At 70.4% G+C, this 15,475-nt stretch carries 13 protein-coding genes; 9 read left to right on the top strand and 4 right to left on the bottom strand.

Annotated features, from left to right (window positions below):
- The first annotated feature begins 17 nt into the window (after window positions 1–17).
- Window positions 18–1,022 (top strand): Ldh family oxidoreductase, encoded by a 1,005-nt coding sequence (locus BM145_RS05640; RefSeq protein ID WP_093332441.1) that lies wholly within the window; start codon window positions 18–20, stop codon window positions 1,020–1,022.
- Window positions 1,019–2,782: a DUF885 domain-containing protein gene (locus BM145_RS05635; RefSeq protein WP_093332369.1), complete on the top strand. Its 1,764-nt coding sequence runs from the start codon at window positions 1,019–1,021 to the stop codon at window positions 2,780–2,782. The genes BM145_RS05640 and BM145_RS05635 overlap by 4 nt, the downstream gene beginning before the upstream one ends.
- A 599-nt stretch (window positions 2,783–3,381) precedes the next feature.
- Here the strand turns inward: BM145_RS05635 and BM145_RS05630 are convergent.
- Window positions 3,382–4,563, bottom strand: coding sequence for a M24 family metallopeptidase (locus tag BM145_RS05630; RefSeq protein ID WP_093332367.1), 1,182 nt, complete (start codon window positions 4,561–4,563; stop codon window positions 3,382–3,384).
- On the bottom strand, window positions 4,560–5,786 hold the full coding sequence (locus BM145_RS05625; protein ID WP_093332364.1) for an NAD(P)/FAD-dependent oxidoreductase: 1,227 nt from the start codon (window positions 5,784–5,786) through the stop codon (window positions 4,560–4,562). The genes BM145_RS05630 and BM145_RS05625 overlap by 4 nt, the downstream gene beginning before the upstream one ends.
- An 88-nt stretch (window positions 5,787–5,874) precedes the next feature.
- On the opposite strand from BM145_RS05625, the gene BM145_RS05620 reads away from it, so the two are divergent.
- Genes BM145_RS05620 through BM145_RS05605 form a run of 4 tightly spaced genes read left to right on the top strand, consistent with a single transcriptional unit; the run spans window position 5,875 to window position 9,986 of the window.
- Window positions 5,875–6,789: a dihydrodipicolinate synthase family protein gene (locus BM145_RS05620; RefSeq protein WP_093332357.1), complete on the top strand. Its 915-nt coding sequence runs from the start codon at window positions 5,875–5,877 to the stop codon at window positions 6,787–6,789.
- Window positions 6,790–6,803: 14 nt separating this feature from the next.
- A complete protein-coding gene (locus BM145_RS05615; protein ID WP_093332354.1) occupies window positions 6,804–7,802 on the top strand; it encodes a 4-hydroxyproline epimerase in 999 nt (332 codons plus the stop codon).
- Window positions 7,799–8,506 (top strand): GntR family transcriptional regulator, encoded by a 708-nt coding sequence (locus BM145_RS05610; protein ID WP_093332351.1) that lies wholly within the window; start codon window positions 7,799–7,801, stop codon window positions 8,504–8,506. Before BM145_RS05615 ends, BM145_RS05610 begins: the two co-directional genes overlap by 4 nt.
- Before the next feature lie 49 nt (window positions 8,507–8,555).
- Complete coding sequence (locus BM145_RS05605) at window positions 8,556–9,986, top strand: amino acid permease (protein WP_093332348.1); 1,431 nt, start codon at window positions 8,556–8,558, stop codon at window positions 9,984–9,986.
- A 22-nt stretch (window positions 9,987–10,008) separates the two neighbouring features.
- Here BM145_RS05605 and BM145_RS05600 read toward each other — a convergent pair whose 3' ends face one another.
- On the bottom strand, window positions 10,009–11,769 hold the full coding sequence (locus tag BM145_RS05600; protein WP_093332345.1) for an SLC13 family permease: 1,761 nt from the start codon (window positions 11,767–11,769) through the stop codon (window positions 10,009–10,011).
- 155 nt (window positions 11,770–11,924) lie between these two features.
- On the opposite strand from BM145_RS05600, the gene BM145_RS05595 reads away from it, so the two are divergent.
- The 3 genes from BM145_RS05595 to BM145_RS05585 are packed head-to-tail and all read left to right on the top strand — an operon-like array spanning window position 11,925 to window position 14,892.
- Window positions 11,925–13,892, top strand: a complete 1,968-nt coding sequence (locus BM145_RS05595) for an ATP-binding response regulator (protein ID WP_093332342.1) — start codon at window positions 11,925–11,927, stop codon at window positions 13,890–13,892.
- Window positions 13,889–14,278, top strand: coding sequence for a response regulator (locus BM145_RS05590; protein ID WP_218149618.1), 390 nt, complete (start codon window positions 13,889–13,891; stop codon window positions 14,276–14,278). The genes BM145_RS05595 and BM145_RS05590 overlap by 4 nt, the downstream gene beginning before the upstream one ends.
- Window positions 14,275–14,892 (top strand): DUF533 domain-containing protein, encoded by a 618-nt coding sequence (locus BM145_RS05585; protein ID WP_177200095.1) that lies wholly within the window; start codon window positions 14,275–14,277, stop codon window positions 14,890–14,892. The genes BM145_RS05590 and BM145_RS05585 overlap by 4 nt, the downstream gene beginning before the upstream one ends.
- Here the strand turns inward: BM145_RS05585 and BM145_RS05580 are convergent.
- Window positions 14,879–15,397, bottom strand: coding sequence for a CBS domain-containing protein (locus BM145_RS05580; protein ID WP_218149617.1), 519 nt, complete (start codon window positions 15,395–15,397; stop codon window positions 14,879–14,881). The two genes, BM145_RS05585 and BM145_RS05580, sit on opposite strands and share 14 nt — an antisense overlap.
- Window positions 15,398–15,475 lie beyond the last annotated feature (78 nt).

Genomic DNA, 15,475 nt, shown 5'->3' with positions numbered 1-15,475 from the left:
GCGACGATACGGTCAGGATGACGCTGGCGGAGGTGCGCGACTACGCCCGCGCCACGCTGGCGCGGGTCGGCCTGTCGCCCGCGCACGTCGCCGCGGTCGCGGAGACGATGGTCGCAGGCGAGCGCGACGGCTGCGGATCGCACGGGCTGTACCGGCTGCTAGTCGCGGCCCACTCGGTCGCCGTCGGCGTGGTGGTGCCGGACGCGGTGCCGGTGCTGTCCCGTCCGAAACCAGCCCTGGTGCGCGTCGACGGTGGCGGTGGGTTCGCGCAACTGGCGTTCGACACCGGTCGGCCCGCGCTGGTCGAGGCGGCGCGCGCCCACGGGATCGCCGCGCTGGCGCTCAACAACGTCGTCCACTTCGCTGCCTTGTGGCCGGAGGTGGAGGCGCTGGTCGCCGACGGGCTGGTCGCGCTCGCCTTCACGCCCAGCCATGCCTGGGTCGCGCCCGCCGGCGGCACGACGCCGCTGTTCGGCACCAACCCGATCGCCTTCGGCTGGCCGCGGCCGGGCGGCACCCCGTTCGTGTTCGACTTCGCGACCTCGATGGTCGCGCGCGGCGAGATCGAGCTGCACCGCCGCGCCGGCAAGCGCGTGCCGACCGACTGGGGCCACGCCCCCGACGGCAGCGAGACGGACGACCCCGCAGCGGTGCTCGCCGGCGCGATGCGCACCTTCGGCGAACACAAGGGTTCGGCGCTGGCGACCATGGTGGAGCTGATCGCCGGGCCGCTGATCGGCGACCTGACCAGCGCCGAATCGCTCGCCGCCGACGCGGGCCGCAAGGGTTCGCCGATCGGCGGCGAGTTGATCCTGGCGATCGATCCTGCGGGCTTCCTGGGCGCCGCCGCCGCCGACCATCTGGCGCGCGCCGAGGCGGTGTTCGCCGGGATCGAGGCACAGGGCGCCCGCCTGCCCGGATCGCGCCGCCACGCCGCGCGCATCGTCAGCCAACGCGACGGCGTGGCGATCGCGCGCCAACTGATCGCCGATATCGACGCCGTGACCAAGGACATCGCATGACGCTTCTGCCCGCGCTGCTGCTCACCGCGCTCGCTCCCCTCCCCGCCACCGCGCAGACGCCTGCCGCCGCCGCGCCCGCCGGCTCGGCCGACGCGCGCTTCGACGCGTTGGCAGAGGCCGAGTACAAGTGGCGCCAGACCCTGTCGGCGGGCAGCGAGGATACGCCCAAGGACGAACGGCGCGGCCTGCCCGACGTCGGCCCCGCGACGCAGGCGGCCAAGACCAGGCGCTGGACGGAGACGATCGCCGCGCTCGACGCGATCCCCGTCGCCCGCCTGTCGCCGGCCGCGCGCGACAACTACACCGTCTATCGCGGCCAGGTGGAGGCGCTGCTCGCCCAGCAGCAATTCCGCGACTACGAGAAGCCGCTGAACGCCGATTCCAGCTTCTGGATCGATCTCGGCTACGCGTCACGCGCGACGTACCGGACCGAGGACGAGTATCGCGGCTATCTGAAGATGCTGGGCGACATCCCCCGCTATTTCGACGGGAACATCGCCAACATGCGCGCCGGGCTGAAGCGCGGCTTCACCCCGCCGCAGATCACGCTGCAGGGCCGCGACATCGGCGTCGCCGAGGTGGTGAAGGCGGGCGCCACCGACGCGTCGCCCTTCTACGCGCCGTTCAGGACCATGCCCGCCGCCATCCCCGCAGGCAGGCAGGCGGCGCTCCGGGCGGAGGCGAAGCGCGTGATCGCGGCATCGGTGGTGCCCGCTCACGCCACGCTGCTCGCCTTCCTGCGCGACGAGTACGTGCCCGGCGCGCGGCGGACGCTCGCCGCCTACGACCTGCCCGACGGCCGTGCCTATTACACGTCCAAGATCGCCGAGTTCGTCACCCGCGACCTCACCGCCGAGCAGATCCACGCGATCGGCCTGGCCGAGGTCGCGCGGATTCGCACGCGCATGGCCGATGTGATGCGGGAGGTTAAGTGGCAGGGGGGCCTGCCCGCCTTTCTGAACTTCCTGCGCACCGATCCGCAATTCTACGTGAAGACGCCGCAGGCGCTGCTCGACCGCGCGGCGTGGACCGCCAAGGAGTTCGACGGCAAGGCGGCGCGCTGGTTCGGCCGCCTGCCCCGCGCGCGCTTCGCGATCGAGCCGGTTCCGGCGGACCTCGCCCCCTTCTACACCGGCGGGCGCGGGGGGCCGGGCATGTACCTGGTCAACACCTGGAACCTGCCCGCCCGGCCGCTCTACTCGCTGCCCGCGCTGACGTTGCACGAGAGCGCGCCGGGCCATGCCTGGCAGATGCCGTTCGCGATGGAGCTGGAGGGGCAGCCCGATTACCGGCGCGACACGTATCTCTCCGCCTATGGCGAGGGTTGGGCGCTATATGCCGAGGCGCTGGGCGAGGACATGGGCCTGTATCACACGCCCTACGAGGTCTTCGGCATGCTCAGCTACCAGATGTGGCGCGCGGCGCGACTGGTGGTCGATACCGGCATCCACGCGCAAGGATGGAGCCGCGAACGGGCGCAAGCTTTCCTGCGCGACAACACCGCCCTGTCGAACCACGAGATCACGACCGAGGTCGACCGCTACATCGCCTGGCCGGGCCAGGCGCTCAGCTACTACATGGGCGAGCTGACCTTCCTCGCCGGACGCGCCAAGGCGGAGAAGGCGCTGGGCGACAAGTTCGACATCCGCGCCTTCCACGACGCCATGCTGTCGCTCGGATCGGTCCCGCTGCCGATGGTCGACGCGCGTGTCGACCGGTTCATCGCCGAGGGCGGCAAAGGGCCTTATCCGCTGAAATAGGGGACGACGCGCTCCACCGACCCGGCGCCGAGCATCACCGCCAAGAGCAAACCCGTTCGTCCTGAGGAGGAGCTGAGCACAGTCGAAGACCCGTCTCGAAGGACAGGTCCCGCGCGCCAAGCTATCCTTCGAGAGGCCATTGCGACGATGCTAGAACCGATCGACATTTACGGATTGCCACCCCGGCGAAGGCCGGGGCCCAGGTGGGAGAGGGCTGTTGGAACAGCGCGACGCCTCTCATACCCGTTCTCCACCTGGACCCCGGTCTTCGCCGGGGTGGCAAGCCCTGGATGACGCGGCGTCTTCGCTGAATGTCGATCGGCGCTAGAGCATCGAGCCTTATACCTGACCCGTTCGTGTGGAGGAGGCCCTTCGACTGCATGCAAGGCCGGCTCAGGAGAGCCATTGAGCCCGTCGAAATGCCGTCTCGAAGCCTGTCCTGAGCGGCCGGCCGTGCCGGCCGGCCGAAGGGCACATGCCCTTCGAGACGAGGCTTCGACAAGCTCAGCCTCTCTTCAGGGCGAACGGCAGTGGGTCGGATGTCGCGCTCGATGCTCAATGGCGCCTCAGGACGAACGGTCCTGTTTATGCCTCCCCCATCACCCGAACGGCCGATCGATCGAAGGCTGCGGCCGCGTGAACCATGCGGCGCCGTCATCGGTCACGTGGAAATGATCCTCCAGCCGGATGCCGAAGGCGTCGGGCACCACGATCATCGGTTCGTTCGAGAAGCACATGCCCGCGGCCATCGGCGTGATGTCGCCCCGGACCAGATTGGCGGGCTCGTGAATCGACAGGCCGATGCCGTGGCCGGTACGGTGGGGCAGGCCGGGCAAGCGGTAATCGGGGCCGAGCCCGGCGCGCTCCAGCACGACGCGCGCGGCCGCGTCGGCGGCTTCGCACGGCACGCCCGGGCCCGCGGCGGCGAAGGCGGCGGCCTGCGCCTCGTGCTCCACGTCCCACAGGTCGCGGACCTCCTGGCCGACCTTTCCGAACGCGTAGGTGCGCGTGATGTCGGAGTGATAGCCGTGGACGCGGCAGCCGGTGTCGATCAGCACCAGCTCGTCCTCGCGGAGGCGCTGGTCGCCGGGCAGGCCGTGCGGAAAGGCGGTGGCGCGGCCGAACTGCACCGCGCAGAAGAACGACCCGCCGCCGCCGATCGCGTGGTGCGCGGCGTCGATGAAGCGGATCACCTCGCTGGCGGCGATGCCGGGGCGCAGGATCGCGGCGGCGCGCGCCTGCACCTCCAGCGTCATCACCTTCGCTTCGCCCAGGCAGGCGATCTCGGCGGCGGACTTGACCATGCGGCACCCGTCGATCGCGGGCGCGCCGTCGACCAGCGTCGTGGCCGTGCGGCGCAGCTTCTCGGCCCAGGCGAACGGCATCAGCGGGTCGACCGCGATCGGCCCCAACCCACGCGCCGCCTCCGCGACCAGCGCGACCGGGTCCTCGTCCTCCTCCCAGAAGCGCAGGTCCGCGGCGATCGTCAGGTCCGCCTCCAGCGACCCCCGCTCGAACCGCGGACAGATCAGCACCGGCTCACCCGATACGGGCAGCAGCATGGCCACCAGCCGCTCGGTCATGCCCCATGGCACGCCGGTGAAATACCGCAGCGACGCACCGGCATTGACCAGCAGCGCCCCCGCGCCCGCCGCCGCGACCAGCGCGCGGGCGCGGTCGATCCGGGCGGCGTATTCGGCACGCGCGATCGGCGGCACGCGCACGGGCGGCGGCGCGATGGCCGCGAGCTGGGTGGTCGCGTCGGACGTGCCGATGGTCATGCGAATATCCTTCGGAAACGGTCGATGGCGAACGGTGCCGGATCGATCGTCGGTGTCCTGCCGGCGATCATGTCGGCCACCATCTCCCCCGTCACCGGCGCCAGCGTCAATCCCAGATGCTGGTGGCCGAAGGCGTAGAACAGGTTGGCGGCGCGCGTGGAGCGGCCGATCGCCGGCAGATAGTCCGGCAGGGTCGGCCGCGCGCCCATCCAGCGGGTGAACGGCCCGGCGATCGGCAGGGCGAGTTCGGCGACGTGCCGCTCCAGCCGCTGCCACTTGCGCGGGTCGGGGGGCGCATCGGCGCGACCGAGTTCGACGAAGCCCGCCACCTGCACGGCATCGGCGTAGCGGGTGACGATGATCGATCGATCCTCGAACACCACCGGCGGCAGGTCGGCGGGCCAGCGGTCGGCGGCACCGCGGATGTGATAGCCGCGCTCGGCGATCAGCGGCACGGGGTGACCGGCAGCCGCCATCAGCGTCCGTGAGCCGATGCCGGCCGCGACGACGATCCGGTCCGCCGCGACGCCGGGCACCTCCACCCGGTCGCCGTTCCGGACCAGCGTCGCTTGGCGGCGGACGATGGTGACACCCGCCGTGGCCAGCGCCTCCTCCAGCGCCGCGGCCAGCCCGTTCAGGTCGCCGACCTGTCCGCTGCCGGTGAAGCGGATCGCCGCCGCGACCGAGGGCGACAGCGCGTGCAGTTGCGCCATCTCCGCCGCGGACGCGTCGTCGATCCGCACGGTGCCGGTGTCCGCCGCGTGCCAGGCGGCGCGGCCGGCGGCGGCGCGCGGCGCATCGGGCCAGGCGACGAAATGCCCCTCCTCGCGCAGCAGATCGGGCGCGCTGATCGCCGCGACCAAGCGGCGCCACGCCGGCATCGCCCCGCCCAGCAACCGCCCGAGCGCCGCCGACCCCGCCGCGAACCGCCCCGGCGTCGATGCCGCCAGCAGCCGCCCCGCGAACGGCAGCCACGCGGACGCCTGCGCCGGCGGCAGGTCGAGCGCCCCGCCCAGCGCGAACAGACGGCGCGGGACGCTGCGGAGCATCGCCAGCGACGCGAGCGGCGCGACCTGTTCGGTCGCCAGATGCCCGGCATTCCCCCATGATGCCGCCGACAGGTCGCGCATCGGGTCGACGATGACCACCGGGGCGCCTTGCCGGGCAAGCGACAGCGCCACCGATCGGCCGATGATGCCGCCCCCCACCACCGCGATCGTCATCGCGCTGCCCCGGATCTACTGTTTTGCCGCTTGCTCATGTTCCCGCAATATCGTATACGATATTCCCAGACAAGCAGTAGGATGTGTGATGACGATCGATTGGCAGGGCGTTTTTCCCGCGGTGACGACTCAGATTCGAGAAGACCTGTCGATCGACCTCGCCGACACGCAGCGCGTCGTCGACGATCTGATCCGCGACGGCATCACCGGCCTGATCGCGCTCGGCACGGTGGGTGAGAACAACTCGCTGACCTTCGAGGAGAAGCTATCGGTCCTCACCGCCATCGTCGAGGTGGTGGACGGTCGCATTCCGGTGGTGACGGGCGTGTCCGAATACGACACCCGCCGCGCCGTCACTTACGCGCAGGCGGCGGAGCAGGCGGGCGCCGACGGCCTGATGCTGCTGCCGCCGATGGTCTACGTGCCCAAGGCCAAGGAACTCGCGGCGCATTTCCGCGGCGTGGCGCAGCAGACCGGGCTGCCGATCATGCTCTACAACAATCCGCCGGCCTATCGCACGCTGATCGACAACGAGGTGCTGGCGCTGGTCGCCGACGTGCCCAACATCGTCGCGATCAAGGAATCGGCCCCCGACACGCGTCGCTTCACCGACGTGAAGACCGCGTTCGGCGATCGCTACGTGCTGTTCGCGGGCCTCGACGACGTGGCGCTGGAGGGGTTGTACCTGGGCGCGCAGGGCTGGGTCTCGGGCCTGACCAACGCCTTCCCCAAGGAGTCGGTCGAGCTGGTCAACGCGTTCGCGCGCGGCGACCATGCCAAGGCGATGGAGATCTATCGCTGGTTCATGCCGCTCCTCCACCTCGATGCCGAGCATGATCTGGTGCAGTCGATCAAGCTGGCCGAGCAGGTGATGGGCCGCGGGTCGGAGCGGGTGCTGCCGCCGCGCTATCCGCTGGAGGGCGCGCGCCGGGCCGAGGTGATCGCGATGGTGGAGAAGGCGGCGGCGACGCGCCCGACGCTCGGGCTGGCCCAGGCGGCCTGACCGCGGGCCACACCATGCGCCACACCTTCTTCTGCATCGACGGCCACACCGCCGGCAACCCGGTCCGCCTGGTCGCCGGCGGCGCGCCGCTGCTCAAGGGATCGTCGCTGTCCGAGCGGCGCCAGGATTTCCTGGCGCGGTTCGACTGGATCCGCACCGGGCTATGCTTCGAACCGCGCGGCCACGCGATGATGTCGGGCGGCTTCCTCTATCCGCCGACGCGCCCCGACACGGATATCGGCATCCTGTTCATCGAGACGAGCGGCTGCCTGCCGATGTGCGGGCATGGCACGATCGGAATGGTCACCTTCGGGCTGGAACACGGCCTGATTCAGCCCGCGACCCCCGGACGGCTGAAAGTGGAGGTGCCCGCGGGCGTCATCGACATCGCCTACGAAACCGAGGGCGACCGGGTGACCGCGGTCAGGATCACCAACGTCCCCGCCTATGTCGCGGCCAAGGGCGTCCGGATCGAGGTGGAGGGGATCGGCCCGCTGACCGTGGATGTCGCCTATGGCGGCAATTACTACGCGATCGTCGAACCGCAGGGGCTTTATACCGGCCTCGACGACATGGGGGCCGAATGGCTCGTCGAGATGGGTCGCCGGGTGCGCGCCGCGATGCAGGTCGCGGTCGATCCGGTCCACCCGCTCGACGCCACCATCCGCGGCGTCAGCCATGTGCTATGGGCGGACAAGCCCCGTGGGCCAGGCGCCGACGGCCGCAACGCGGTCTTCTACGGCGACGGCGCGATCGATCGCAGCCCGTGCGGCACCGGCACCTCGGCCCGCCTGGCGCATCTGGCGGACCGCGGCACGCTGACGCCCGGCGATCGCTTCGTCCACGAAAGCTATATCGGCAGCCGTTTCATCGGTCGGGTCGAGGAGGCGACGTCGCTGGGCGGCCATCCCGCGATCGTTCCGTCCATCGAGGGATCGGCGATCGCGACCGGTTTCAATACGATATGGATTGATCGGGCCGATCCGTTCTGGAAAGGTTTCGCCGTCCAATGACGGCGCGATCCCGCTTCGTCGACGCGGAGCCCGCCCCCTTGCCCGTCTCCAACAACATCGTCGTCCGAACCCTGTCCGACCAGGTTTTCGAGATCGTGCGCGAGCGGATCGTAACGGGCAGCCTGCCCGACGACGCGGCGATCCGGCAGGATGCCCTGGCGACGGAACTCGGGGTCAGCAAGATTCCGGTGCGCGAGGCGCTGGGCCGGCTGGAGCAGGAGGGATTCCTGACCAGCCAGGCCAATCGCGGTTACTCGGTTCGGCCGATGTCGGCGGAGCAGGCCGACGAGATCTACGCGTTGCGATTGCTGATCGAGCCTGCCGCCGCGGGGCGGGGCGCGCTCGATGCCACCGAGCGCGACCGGGCCGAGGCGGTCGCCGCGTTCCAGGCGCTGGACGAGGCGGCGAACACCAACCTCGCCGAAGTCGCCGTCCGCAACCGTCATTTCCATGTTGCGCTGGTGCGCCCCGGCGGTCGCCTGCTGACCACCCAGTTGGTCGAACGGCTGTCGATCCTGGCCGAACGCTACGTCATCAGCCATCTGGAGCCGGCAGGGCGCGACGCACGCGCGCACCTGGAACATCGTCATCTGATCGACGCGTGGATGGCGCGCGACCAGGCTGTGCTGGAGAAACTGCTCCACCAGCATATCGAAGCCACGTTGTGGGACCTGCGGGCACAGTTCGCCGCGGCCGGCAACTGATCCGGACACGCCACAAGGCGGACGGATGGAATGTCAAAAAGGGGATGGAATGTCGATCATCGGACCGCGCAAGCCACTGGGCGCCCAGGCACCGCAAGGCGAGACGCTCGCCAAGACGCTCGGCTGGCCCCACCTGATCGCGCTGGGCGTCGGGGCGATCGTCGGCACGGGCATCTACACGCTGACGGGGGTCGGTGCCGAACGCGCCGGGCCTGCCGTGATCCTCGCCTTCGCGATCGCCGGTGCGATCTGCGCCTGCGCCGCCCTCGCCTATGCCGAACTGGCGACGATGATCCCCGCCGCGGGCAGCGCCTATACCTTCAGCTACACCGCGTTGGGCGAAACGATCGCGTGGGTGGTGGGATGGAGCCTGATCCTCGAATATTCGCTCGCCTGCTCCACGGTGGCGGTCGGCTGGTCCGGCTATCTGGTCGGCTGGATCCAGGCAATCGGCGTCGCCTTGCCGCCGACCCTGCTGGTGGGGCCGCACGCCGGCGGCATCATCAACCTGCCCGCGGTGCTCGTCGCATTGGCGGTCATGGGCATGCTGGTGGCGGGCACGCGCGAGAGCGCGACGCTGAACATCGTCCTGGTCGTCATCAAGCTCGTCGCCCTGACCGTCTTCGTCCTCTTCGCGCTGCCCGCCTTCGACGCGCAGAACCTGCACCCGTTCATGCCCTACGGCTTTGGCAGCACCGAGGTGGAAGGAACGAAGCGGGGCGTGATGGCGGCGGCCGCTATCGTATTCTTCGCCTTTTACGGGTTCGACGCGGTCGCCACCTCGGCGGAGGAGGCGAAGAATCCCGGGCGCGATCTGACCATCGGCATCGTCGGGTCGATGCTGGTCTGCACCGCCATCTACATGGCGGTCGCGGTCGCCGCGATCGGCGCCATTCCCTTCCTGCAACTCGCCAGCTCGCCCGAACCGCTGGCGCTGGTGCTCCGCACCCTGAACCAACCGCTCGCCGCCCAGTTGATCGCGCTGGCGGCGGTGATCGCCCTGCCCTCGGTCATTCTGGTGATGATGTACGGGCAGAGTCGCATCTTCTTCGTGATGGCGCGCGACGGCCTGCTGCCGCAGCAACTGGCCACCGTCAGCAAGAGAAGCGGAGCACCGACCCGCATCACCGTGCTGACCGGCCTCTCGATCGCCGCCATCGCCGGCTTCTTCCGGCTCGACGAGATCGCGGAACTCGCCAATGCCGGTACGCTGGTCGCCTTCATCGCCGTCGGGGCTTGCCTAATGGTCCTGCGCCGCAACGCCGCCGATGCCCCGCGCCTGTTCCGCTGCCCGGCGCCCTATCTCGTCGGCACGCTGGCCATCCTCGGCTGCCTCTACCTGCTCTACAGTCTACCCGGTGCGACGCTGATCCGCTTTCTGGTCTGGAACGCGATCGGCCTGGTCGCCTATTTCGCCTATGGCCGACGCGCCAGCTTTGCCCGCCGGGCAGAGGCTGATCGGGTGTCCCGCACAGGCTGAGGCGATCATCGAAACAGGCGGGCTATAGCGGCCAGAAATACATGATGAGCGCCGTGCCCAGCGCCAGGATCATCAGCGACAGCGGTATGCCGAGACGGGCGTAGTCGCCGAAGCGGTAGCCGCCCGGTGCCATGACCAGCGTGTTGCACTGATGGCCGATCGGCGTGAGGAAATCGCTGCCGGCGCCGACCGCGACGGCCATCAGGAACGCGTCCGGGCGCATGCCGAGCTGTTCCGCCATGGTGGCGCCGATCGGCGCCATCACCAACACCGTCGCGGCATTGTTGAGGAACGGCGTCACCGCCATCGCCGCGGCGATAATCATCGCGACAACCGCGAACGGCGGCAGGTGCGCGGCCACGCTCGACAAACCGGCGGCGATGATGGCCGTGCCACCGGTGGATTCAAGCGTGCCGGAGACGGGGATCAGCGCGCCGATCAGCACCAGGATCGGCCACTCGACGGCGTCGTACGCCTCCTCCGGCTTGAGCACGCCCGTGACGATCATCGCCGTCGCCGCGCACAGAAAGGCGATGGCGACCGGCACGACCTGCGCGGCCAGTGCCACGACCGTCGCGACCAGGATCGTCGCGGGGACCCAGATCGGCCGGCGCTTGCCGATCTGCAGCCGCCGTTCGGCGAGCGGGAACAGCCCGGCGGCGGTCAGCCGGTCGGACAGCCCCTCCTCCGCGCCGCGCAGCAGCAGCAGGTCGCCCTCGCGCAGGGCCACGCGGCGCAGGCGGCGGCGCAGGCGGTAACCGCCGCGGCTGACCGCCACCACCGCCAGCCCGAAGCGATCAGCCAGCCGCGCCGTCGCCGCGCTGGCGCCGATCAGCGGCGATCCCTTCTGGATCACCGCTTCGGCAATGGCGAGCTGGCCGCCGTCGCCCTCGCGCGCGTCGGCGGGCTCCAGGCCCCCACCGATCACCAGCCGCTGGATGGCGGGCGCGTCGCCTTCGATCAGCATCACGTCGCCGGCGTGCAGCGTCCAGTCGGCGTCCGGGACCAGACGGCGATACTGCTCGCGCACCAGCCCGATCACGCGGGCGTCACCCTCGGCGAGTTGCTCGAGATCCGCTACCGTACGTCCGGCAAAGGCGGAGCCGGCGGCGAAGCGGAGCTCGGAGACGTAGTCCTCCACCGAGAAACTGTCCTCCGCCGAGCGCGTCCCCTGCCGATCCTTCGGCAGCAGCCGCCAGCCGACCGTCAGGAACGCCATGCCCGCGACCGTCAGGCCGAGGCCAACCGGCAGGTAATCGAACATGCCGAACGGCTCACCGCCCAGATCCTGGCGCACCCGGCTGACCACGAGGTTGGGCGAGGTGCCGACCAGCGTCATCAACCCGCCGAGCAGGCTGGCGAACGACATCGGCATCAGCACGGACGACACGCGCGTGCCGTGGCGGCGCGACAGCTGCGCGGCGACCGGCATGAAGATGGCGAGCGCGCCGATGTTCTTCATTACCGCCGACAGCACCGCCACCGTGCCACCCAGCCCCAGTATCTGCCGACCCGGCGTGGTCGCCCGCGCGGCGAACGGCCGCACCACCACGTCGACGATGCCGGAGCGCGCGATGCCGGCGCTGACCACCAGCGCGGAGGCGATGATGATGACGATATCGTCAGCGAACCCTTCGAACGCCTGCTTGGCGGGCACCAGCCCCATCAGCACGGTGGCGAGCAGCGCCAGTACCGCGACCACATCGTAGCGCAGGCGATCCCAGATCAGCAGGCCGACGACGCTCCCGATCACCGCGAACGACGCGATCTGCTGCCAAGTCATGCCGAACGTGTCTCCCCCTCTCGGGCATCCTCGCCCGATCCCCTCAACGAGAAGGTCGTCGCGGACGTTCCGCCGGGAGGAACCACGATGACCTCGCGCGTTGTGATGGAGTGAGCGATCGAGACGAAGCCGCACCTGGGCGGCCATGGTGGACGATGCTGGGCGCGACCGCCGCTGTCGGTGCGGCAACGGCGGCCTATGTCGCCCGAGCACGCCTGCGCGGCGGCGCCGATGCGATCGCCGTCGCCAGACGCGCGGAACGTGAGCGGCGCGAGAGCGAGGCGCGCTATCGATCGTTGATCGACGCGACGGCCGCCATCGTCTGGGTCACCGGACCGGACGGCGAGTTCCACGACGAGCAGGCGGGATGGACCCGATTTACCGGCCAGACGCTCGCCGGCATGCGGGCAGAAGGCTGGCTTGCGGCCGTGCATCCGGACGACCGCGGCGCGACGATCGCGGCCTGGCGGCGTGCGGCGGAATGCGGCGGCGTCTACGAGGTAGAGCATCGCGTGCTGCGCCACGACGGCGTCTACGTCGACATGCAGGTGCGCGCCGCGCCGGTGCGCGACGACCGCGGCGTGATCGTCGAATGGGTAGGCATCCATTTCGAGGTGACCGAGCGCAAGGCCAACGAACGCGCACTCGCCGCCGCCAAGATCCGCGCCGAGGAGGCGGCGCTCGCCAAGAGCCAGTTCATCGCCAACATGAGCCACGAGCTGCGCACGCCGCTGTCGGCGGTGATCGGCTATGCCGAGATGCTGGAGGAGGATCTGGACGACGTGCCGCCCGACGAGCTGCGCGCCGACCTGGGCAAGATCACCGCCAACGCGCGCCACCTGCTCGACCTCATCAACGCGGTGCTCGACCTGTCGAAGATCGAGGCCGGGCGCGACGAGCTGCACGTCGAGGCGGTCGATCTCGACGCACTGGTCCGCGGCGTCGCCGAGACGGCCGAGCCGCTGGTGCGGCGCAACGACAACAGGCTGGTGGTCGACGTGGCGGAACCGCTGGGCACGGCGCGTACCGACCTGACCAAGCTGCGCCAATGCCTGTTCAATCTCGTCGGCAACGCGGCGAAGTTCACCGAGGCGGGGACGGTGACGATCCAGGCGCGGCGCGAGCCCGGTCGGGTGATCTTCGCCGTCGCCGACACCGGCATCGGCATGACGGCGGAGCAGCGCGACCGCCTGTTCGAACGGTTCGTGCAGGCGGACAGTTCGGTGACGCGCCGGTTCGGCGGCAGCGGCCTGGGGCTCGCGATCACGCGCGCCTTTGCGGAACGGCTGGGCGGGACGGTGACGGTGGAGAGCGAAGAAGGTCAAGGGTCCACCTTCACGCTGGCGGTCGCCGACGTGCTGGAAGAGGCGCCGGGGTCGATCGAGCCCGTGGGCCAGAGGCTCGATGGCCCCGCGCCGATCCTGGTCATCGACGACGAGCGGCCGATGCGCGAGCTCATGGAACGTTTCCTGCGTCGCGAAGGGCTGGCGGTGGTCACCGCCGCGGACGGCGAGGCGGGGCTGCGCGCCGCGCGCGCGCGACGGCCGGCGGCGATCATGCTCGACGTGATGATGCCGCGCATGGATGGATGGGCCGTGCTGGAGACGCTGAAGGCCGATCCCGCGCTCGCCGAGGTGCCGGTGGTGATGGTGACGGTCAGTCCGGAGCGTGGTCTGTCGCTGTCGATGGGCGCGGTCGAGCATCTGGCCAAGCCGATCGACTGGCGGCGGCTGAAGACGGTGCTCGACCGGTATCGCGGCGCCGAACCGCGACGCGCGGTGCTGGTCGGCTCCGACGAGGGGACGGCGGCGGCGGTGCAGGCGGCGGCGCGGGCTGAGGGCTGGACGGTGCGGCACGCCGACAGCGCGCACAGGCTGGTCGCGGCGGACATGGACCTGCTGGTGCTCGACGTCGGCGCCGATACGGAGCGGCTGTGCGACCTGCCTGCGATCCGGCGCGAGCTGGGTGCGGGCGTGCCGATCGTCGCCTTGTCCGATGGCAGCGCCTCGCCGCCCTGGCGCGTGGTGCAGGCGGCGGACGTGGAATTGGTGGAGACCGCCGACGCGGCGGGTCTCGCGGACGAGCTGCGCGCGCTGCTCGCCGGATTGAAGGACGGTGAATGATGGCAAGGCTGCTGCTGGTCGAGGATCACGAGGAGATCTGGGATTTCCTGTCGCGTCGACTGCGCCGCAAGGGGCACGAAGTGGATTTGGCGCATGATGGGCGCGCGGGTGTCGAGGCGGCGCGGGACGGCGGCTATGATCTGGTGCTGATGGACGTGAACCTGCCCGTGCTCGACGGCTATGCCGCGGTGCGCGAGCTGCGCTCGAGCGAGGCGACCCGCGCGCTGCCGGTGATCGCGCTGACCGCGCACGCGCTGATCGGCGATCGCGACAAGGCGCTGGAGGCGGGATGCACCGATTACCATCCCAAGCCGATCGATTTCTCGCGCCTGCTCGAACAGATCGACGGCGCCTTGGCGGGCACGACCGCAGGCGGGAGCGCGTGAGCCGGGAGGCGCTGGCCTCAACCCCCGACGGCGTCGGTTCGCCGGACTGGGTGATGGACGTGGCTGAACGGGCGCGCGCGCCGGTCGCCGGTCGCGACACGCCGCCGCGCGAGCGACCGGACGCGCGGGACCAGCGACGGTCGGTGGTCGACGCGTCGCTCGCGGCCAAGCTGCTCGGCGCGCATCTCAGCAACCGGTCGCAGCTGATGCCGATCCGGCCGACGGACCTGTCCGGGCTGGACGAGGAGCGCGCGACGCTGCTGATCCGCGCCATGGCGGCGGCCGGCCACGCCGACGGCGGCGTCGCGGCGGACGAGCTCGCGAGGCTGGAGGAGCGGGCACACGCCAGCGCGATTTCGGGCGACCGTATCGCGGCGCTGCTCGCCGAGCTGAGGGAGCCGCCCTCGATCGAGGCACTCGTCCGCCAGGTCGCGGATGCGCCCACCGCCGAGCGTTTCTACGCGGTATCGGCCTGGGTCATCCGCCGCGACGAGCCGACTTGCCGCGCCTATCTCGATTATCTGGCGGTGCGGCTGGGGCTGGCCGGCGACGTGCGTATCCGCCTGGACGGCGACGTCGAGACGCTGGCCGGTGCGACCGTCACCGCCCGCTGAGCTCGTCCAGTGCGGTGCGAACCGTGCCGCTGTCGATGAGCAGACGGCGCGAGATGTCCGACAAGGTCACCCAGCCGACCACCGCATCGTGGCCGTCGCGAACCAGAAGGCGACGCACGTGGCGGCTCGCCATCAGGTCGAGTGCCGTCTCCACCCCGTCGTCGGCGCGACAATGATGGATCTCGGCAGTCATGACGTCGGTCACCGTCGTCGTCGTGGGATCGCGGCCGGCGGCGCAGACGCGCAGCAACAGGTCGCGCGCAGTGACCACACCCAGCGTACGCACGGCGCTTCCCACCGGCAGCGCGCCCACGTCGATCTCTCCCATCAACGTCGCCGCCTGCTGCACCGTGTCCCCGGCCGCCGCGAACTCGACGTCGCGGCTCATCACCTCGCCTACCTGCAATCTTCGTCCCCTCGACCGCTCGTCCTCCACCAACGCGTCATGGCGGCAAGCGATGCCGATCGGCGCGACCAGCGTAGCGTCAGCCGGAAACGGCGCCACATGATCCCGATGCTCCCGCGCTCGTGCGATGACCAGGTGGTGGTATAATGAGCGCTGCCAAGCCTGATCGATCCTGCT

The sequence above is a fragment of the Sphingomonas rubra genome (assembly GCF_900115745.1).
Classification (GTDB): Bacteria; Pseudomonadota; Alphaproteobacteria; order Sphingomonadales; family Sphingomonadaceae; genus Sphingomonas; species Sphingomonas rubra.
Note: the sequence above shows the minus strand (reverse complement) of the source record. Positions and strands in the feature narration are given on the sequence as shown.

Excerpts from the sequence above, each read along its gene's own strand:
- BM145_RS05605 (WP_093332348.1), top strand. The coding sequence starts at position 8,556 with ATGTCGATCATCGGACCGCGCAAGCCACTGGGCGCCCAGGCACCGCAA.
- BM145_RS05615 (WP_093332354.1), top strand. The coding sequence starts at position 6,804 with ATGCGCCACACCTTCTTCTGCATCGACGGCCACACCGCCGGCAACCCG.
- BM145_RS05635 (WP_093332369.1), top strand. The coding sequence starts at position 1,019 with ATGACGCTTCTGCCCGCGCTGCTGCTCACCGCGCTCGCTCCCCTCCCC.
- BM145_RS05595 (WP_093332342.1), top strand. The coding sequence starts at position 11,925 with ATGCTGGGCGCGACCGCCGCTGTCGGTGCGGCAACGGCGGCCTATGTC.
- BM145_RS05625 (WP_093332364.1), bottom strand. The coding sequence starts at position 5,786 with ATGACGATCGCGGTGGTGGGGGGCGGCATCATCGGCCGATCGGTGGCG.
- BM145_RS05590 (WP_218149618.1), top strand. The coding sequence starts at position 13,889 with ATGATGGCAAGGCTGCTGCTGGTCGAGGATCACGAGGAGATCTGGGAT.
- BM145_RS05640 (WP_093332441.1), top strand. The coding sequence starts at position 18 with ATGACGCTGGCGGAGGTGCGCGACTACGCCCGCGCCACGCTGGCGCGG.
- BM145_RS05630 (WP_093332367.1), bottom strand. The coding sequence starts at position 4,563 with ATGACCATCGGCACGTCCGACGCGACCACCCAGCTCGCGGCCATCGCG.
- BM145_RS05620 (WP_093332357.1), top strand. The coding sequence starts at position 5,875 with ATGACGATCGATTGGCAGGGCGTTTTTCCCGCGGTGACGACTCAGATT.
- BM145_RS05600 (WP_093332345.1), bottom strand. The coding sequence starts at position 11,769 with ATGACTTGGCAGCAGATCGCGTCGTTCGCGGTGATCGGGAGCGTCGTC.
- BM145_RS05610 (WP_093332351.1), top strand. The coding sequence starts at position 7,799 with ATGACGGCGCGATCCCGCTTCGTCGACGCGGAGCCCGCCCCCTTGCCC.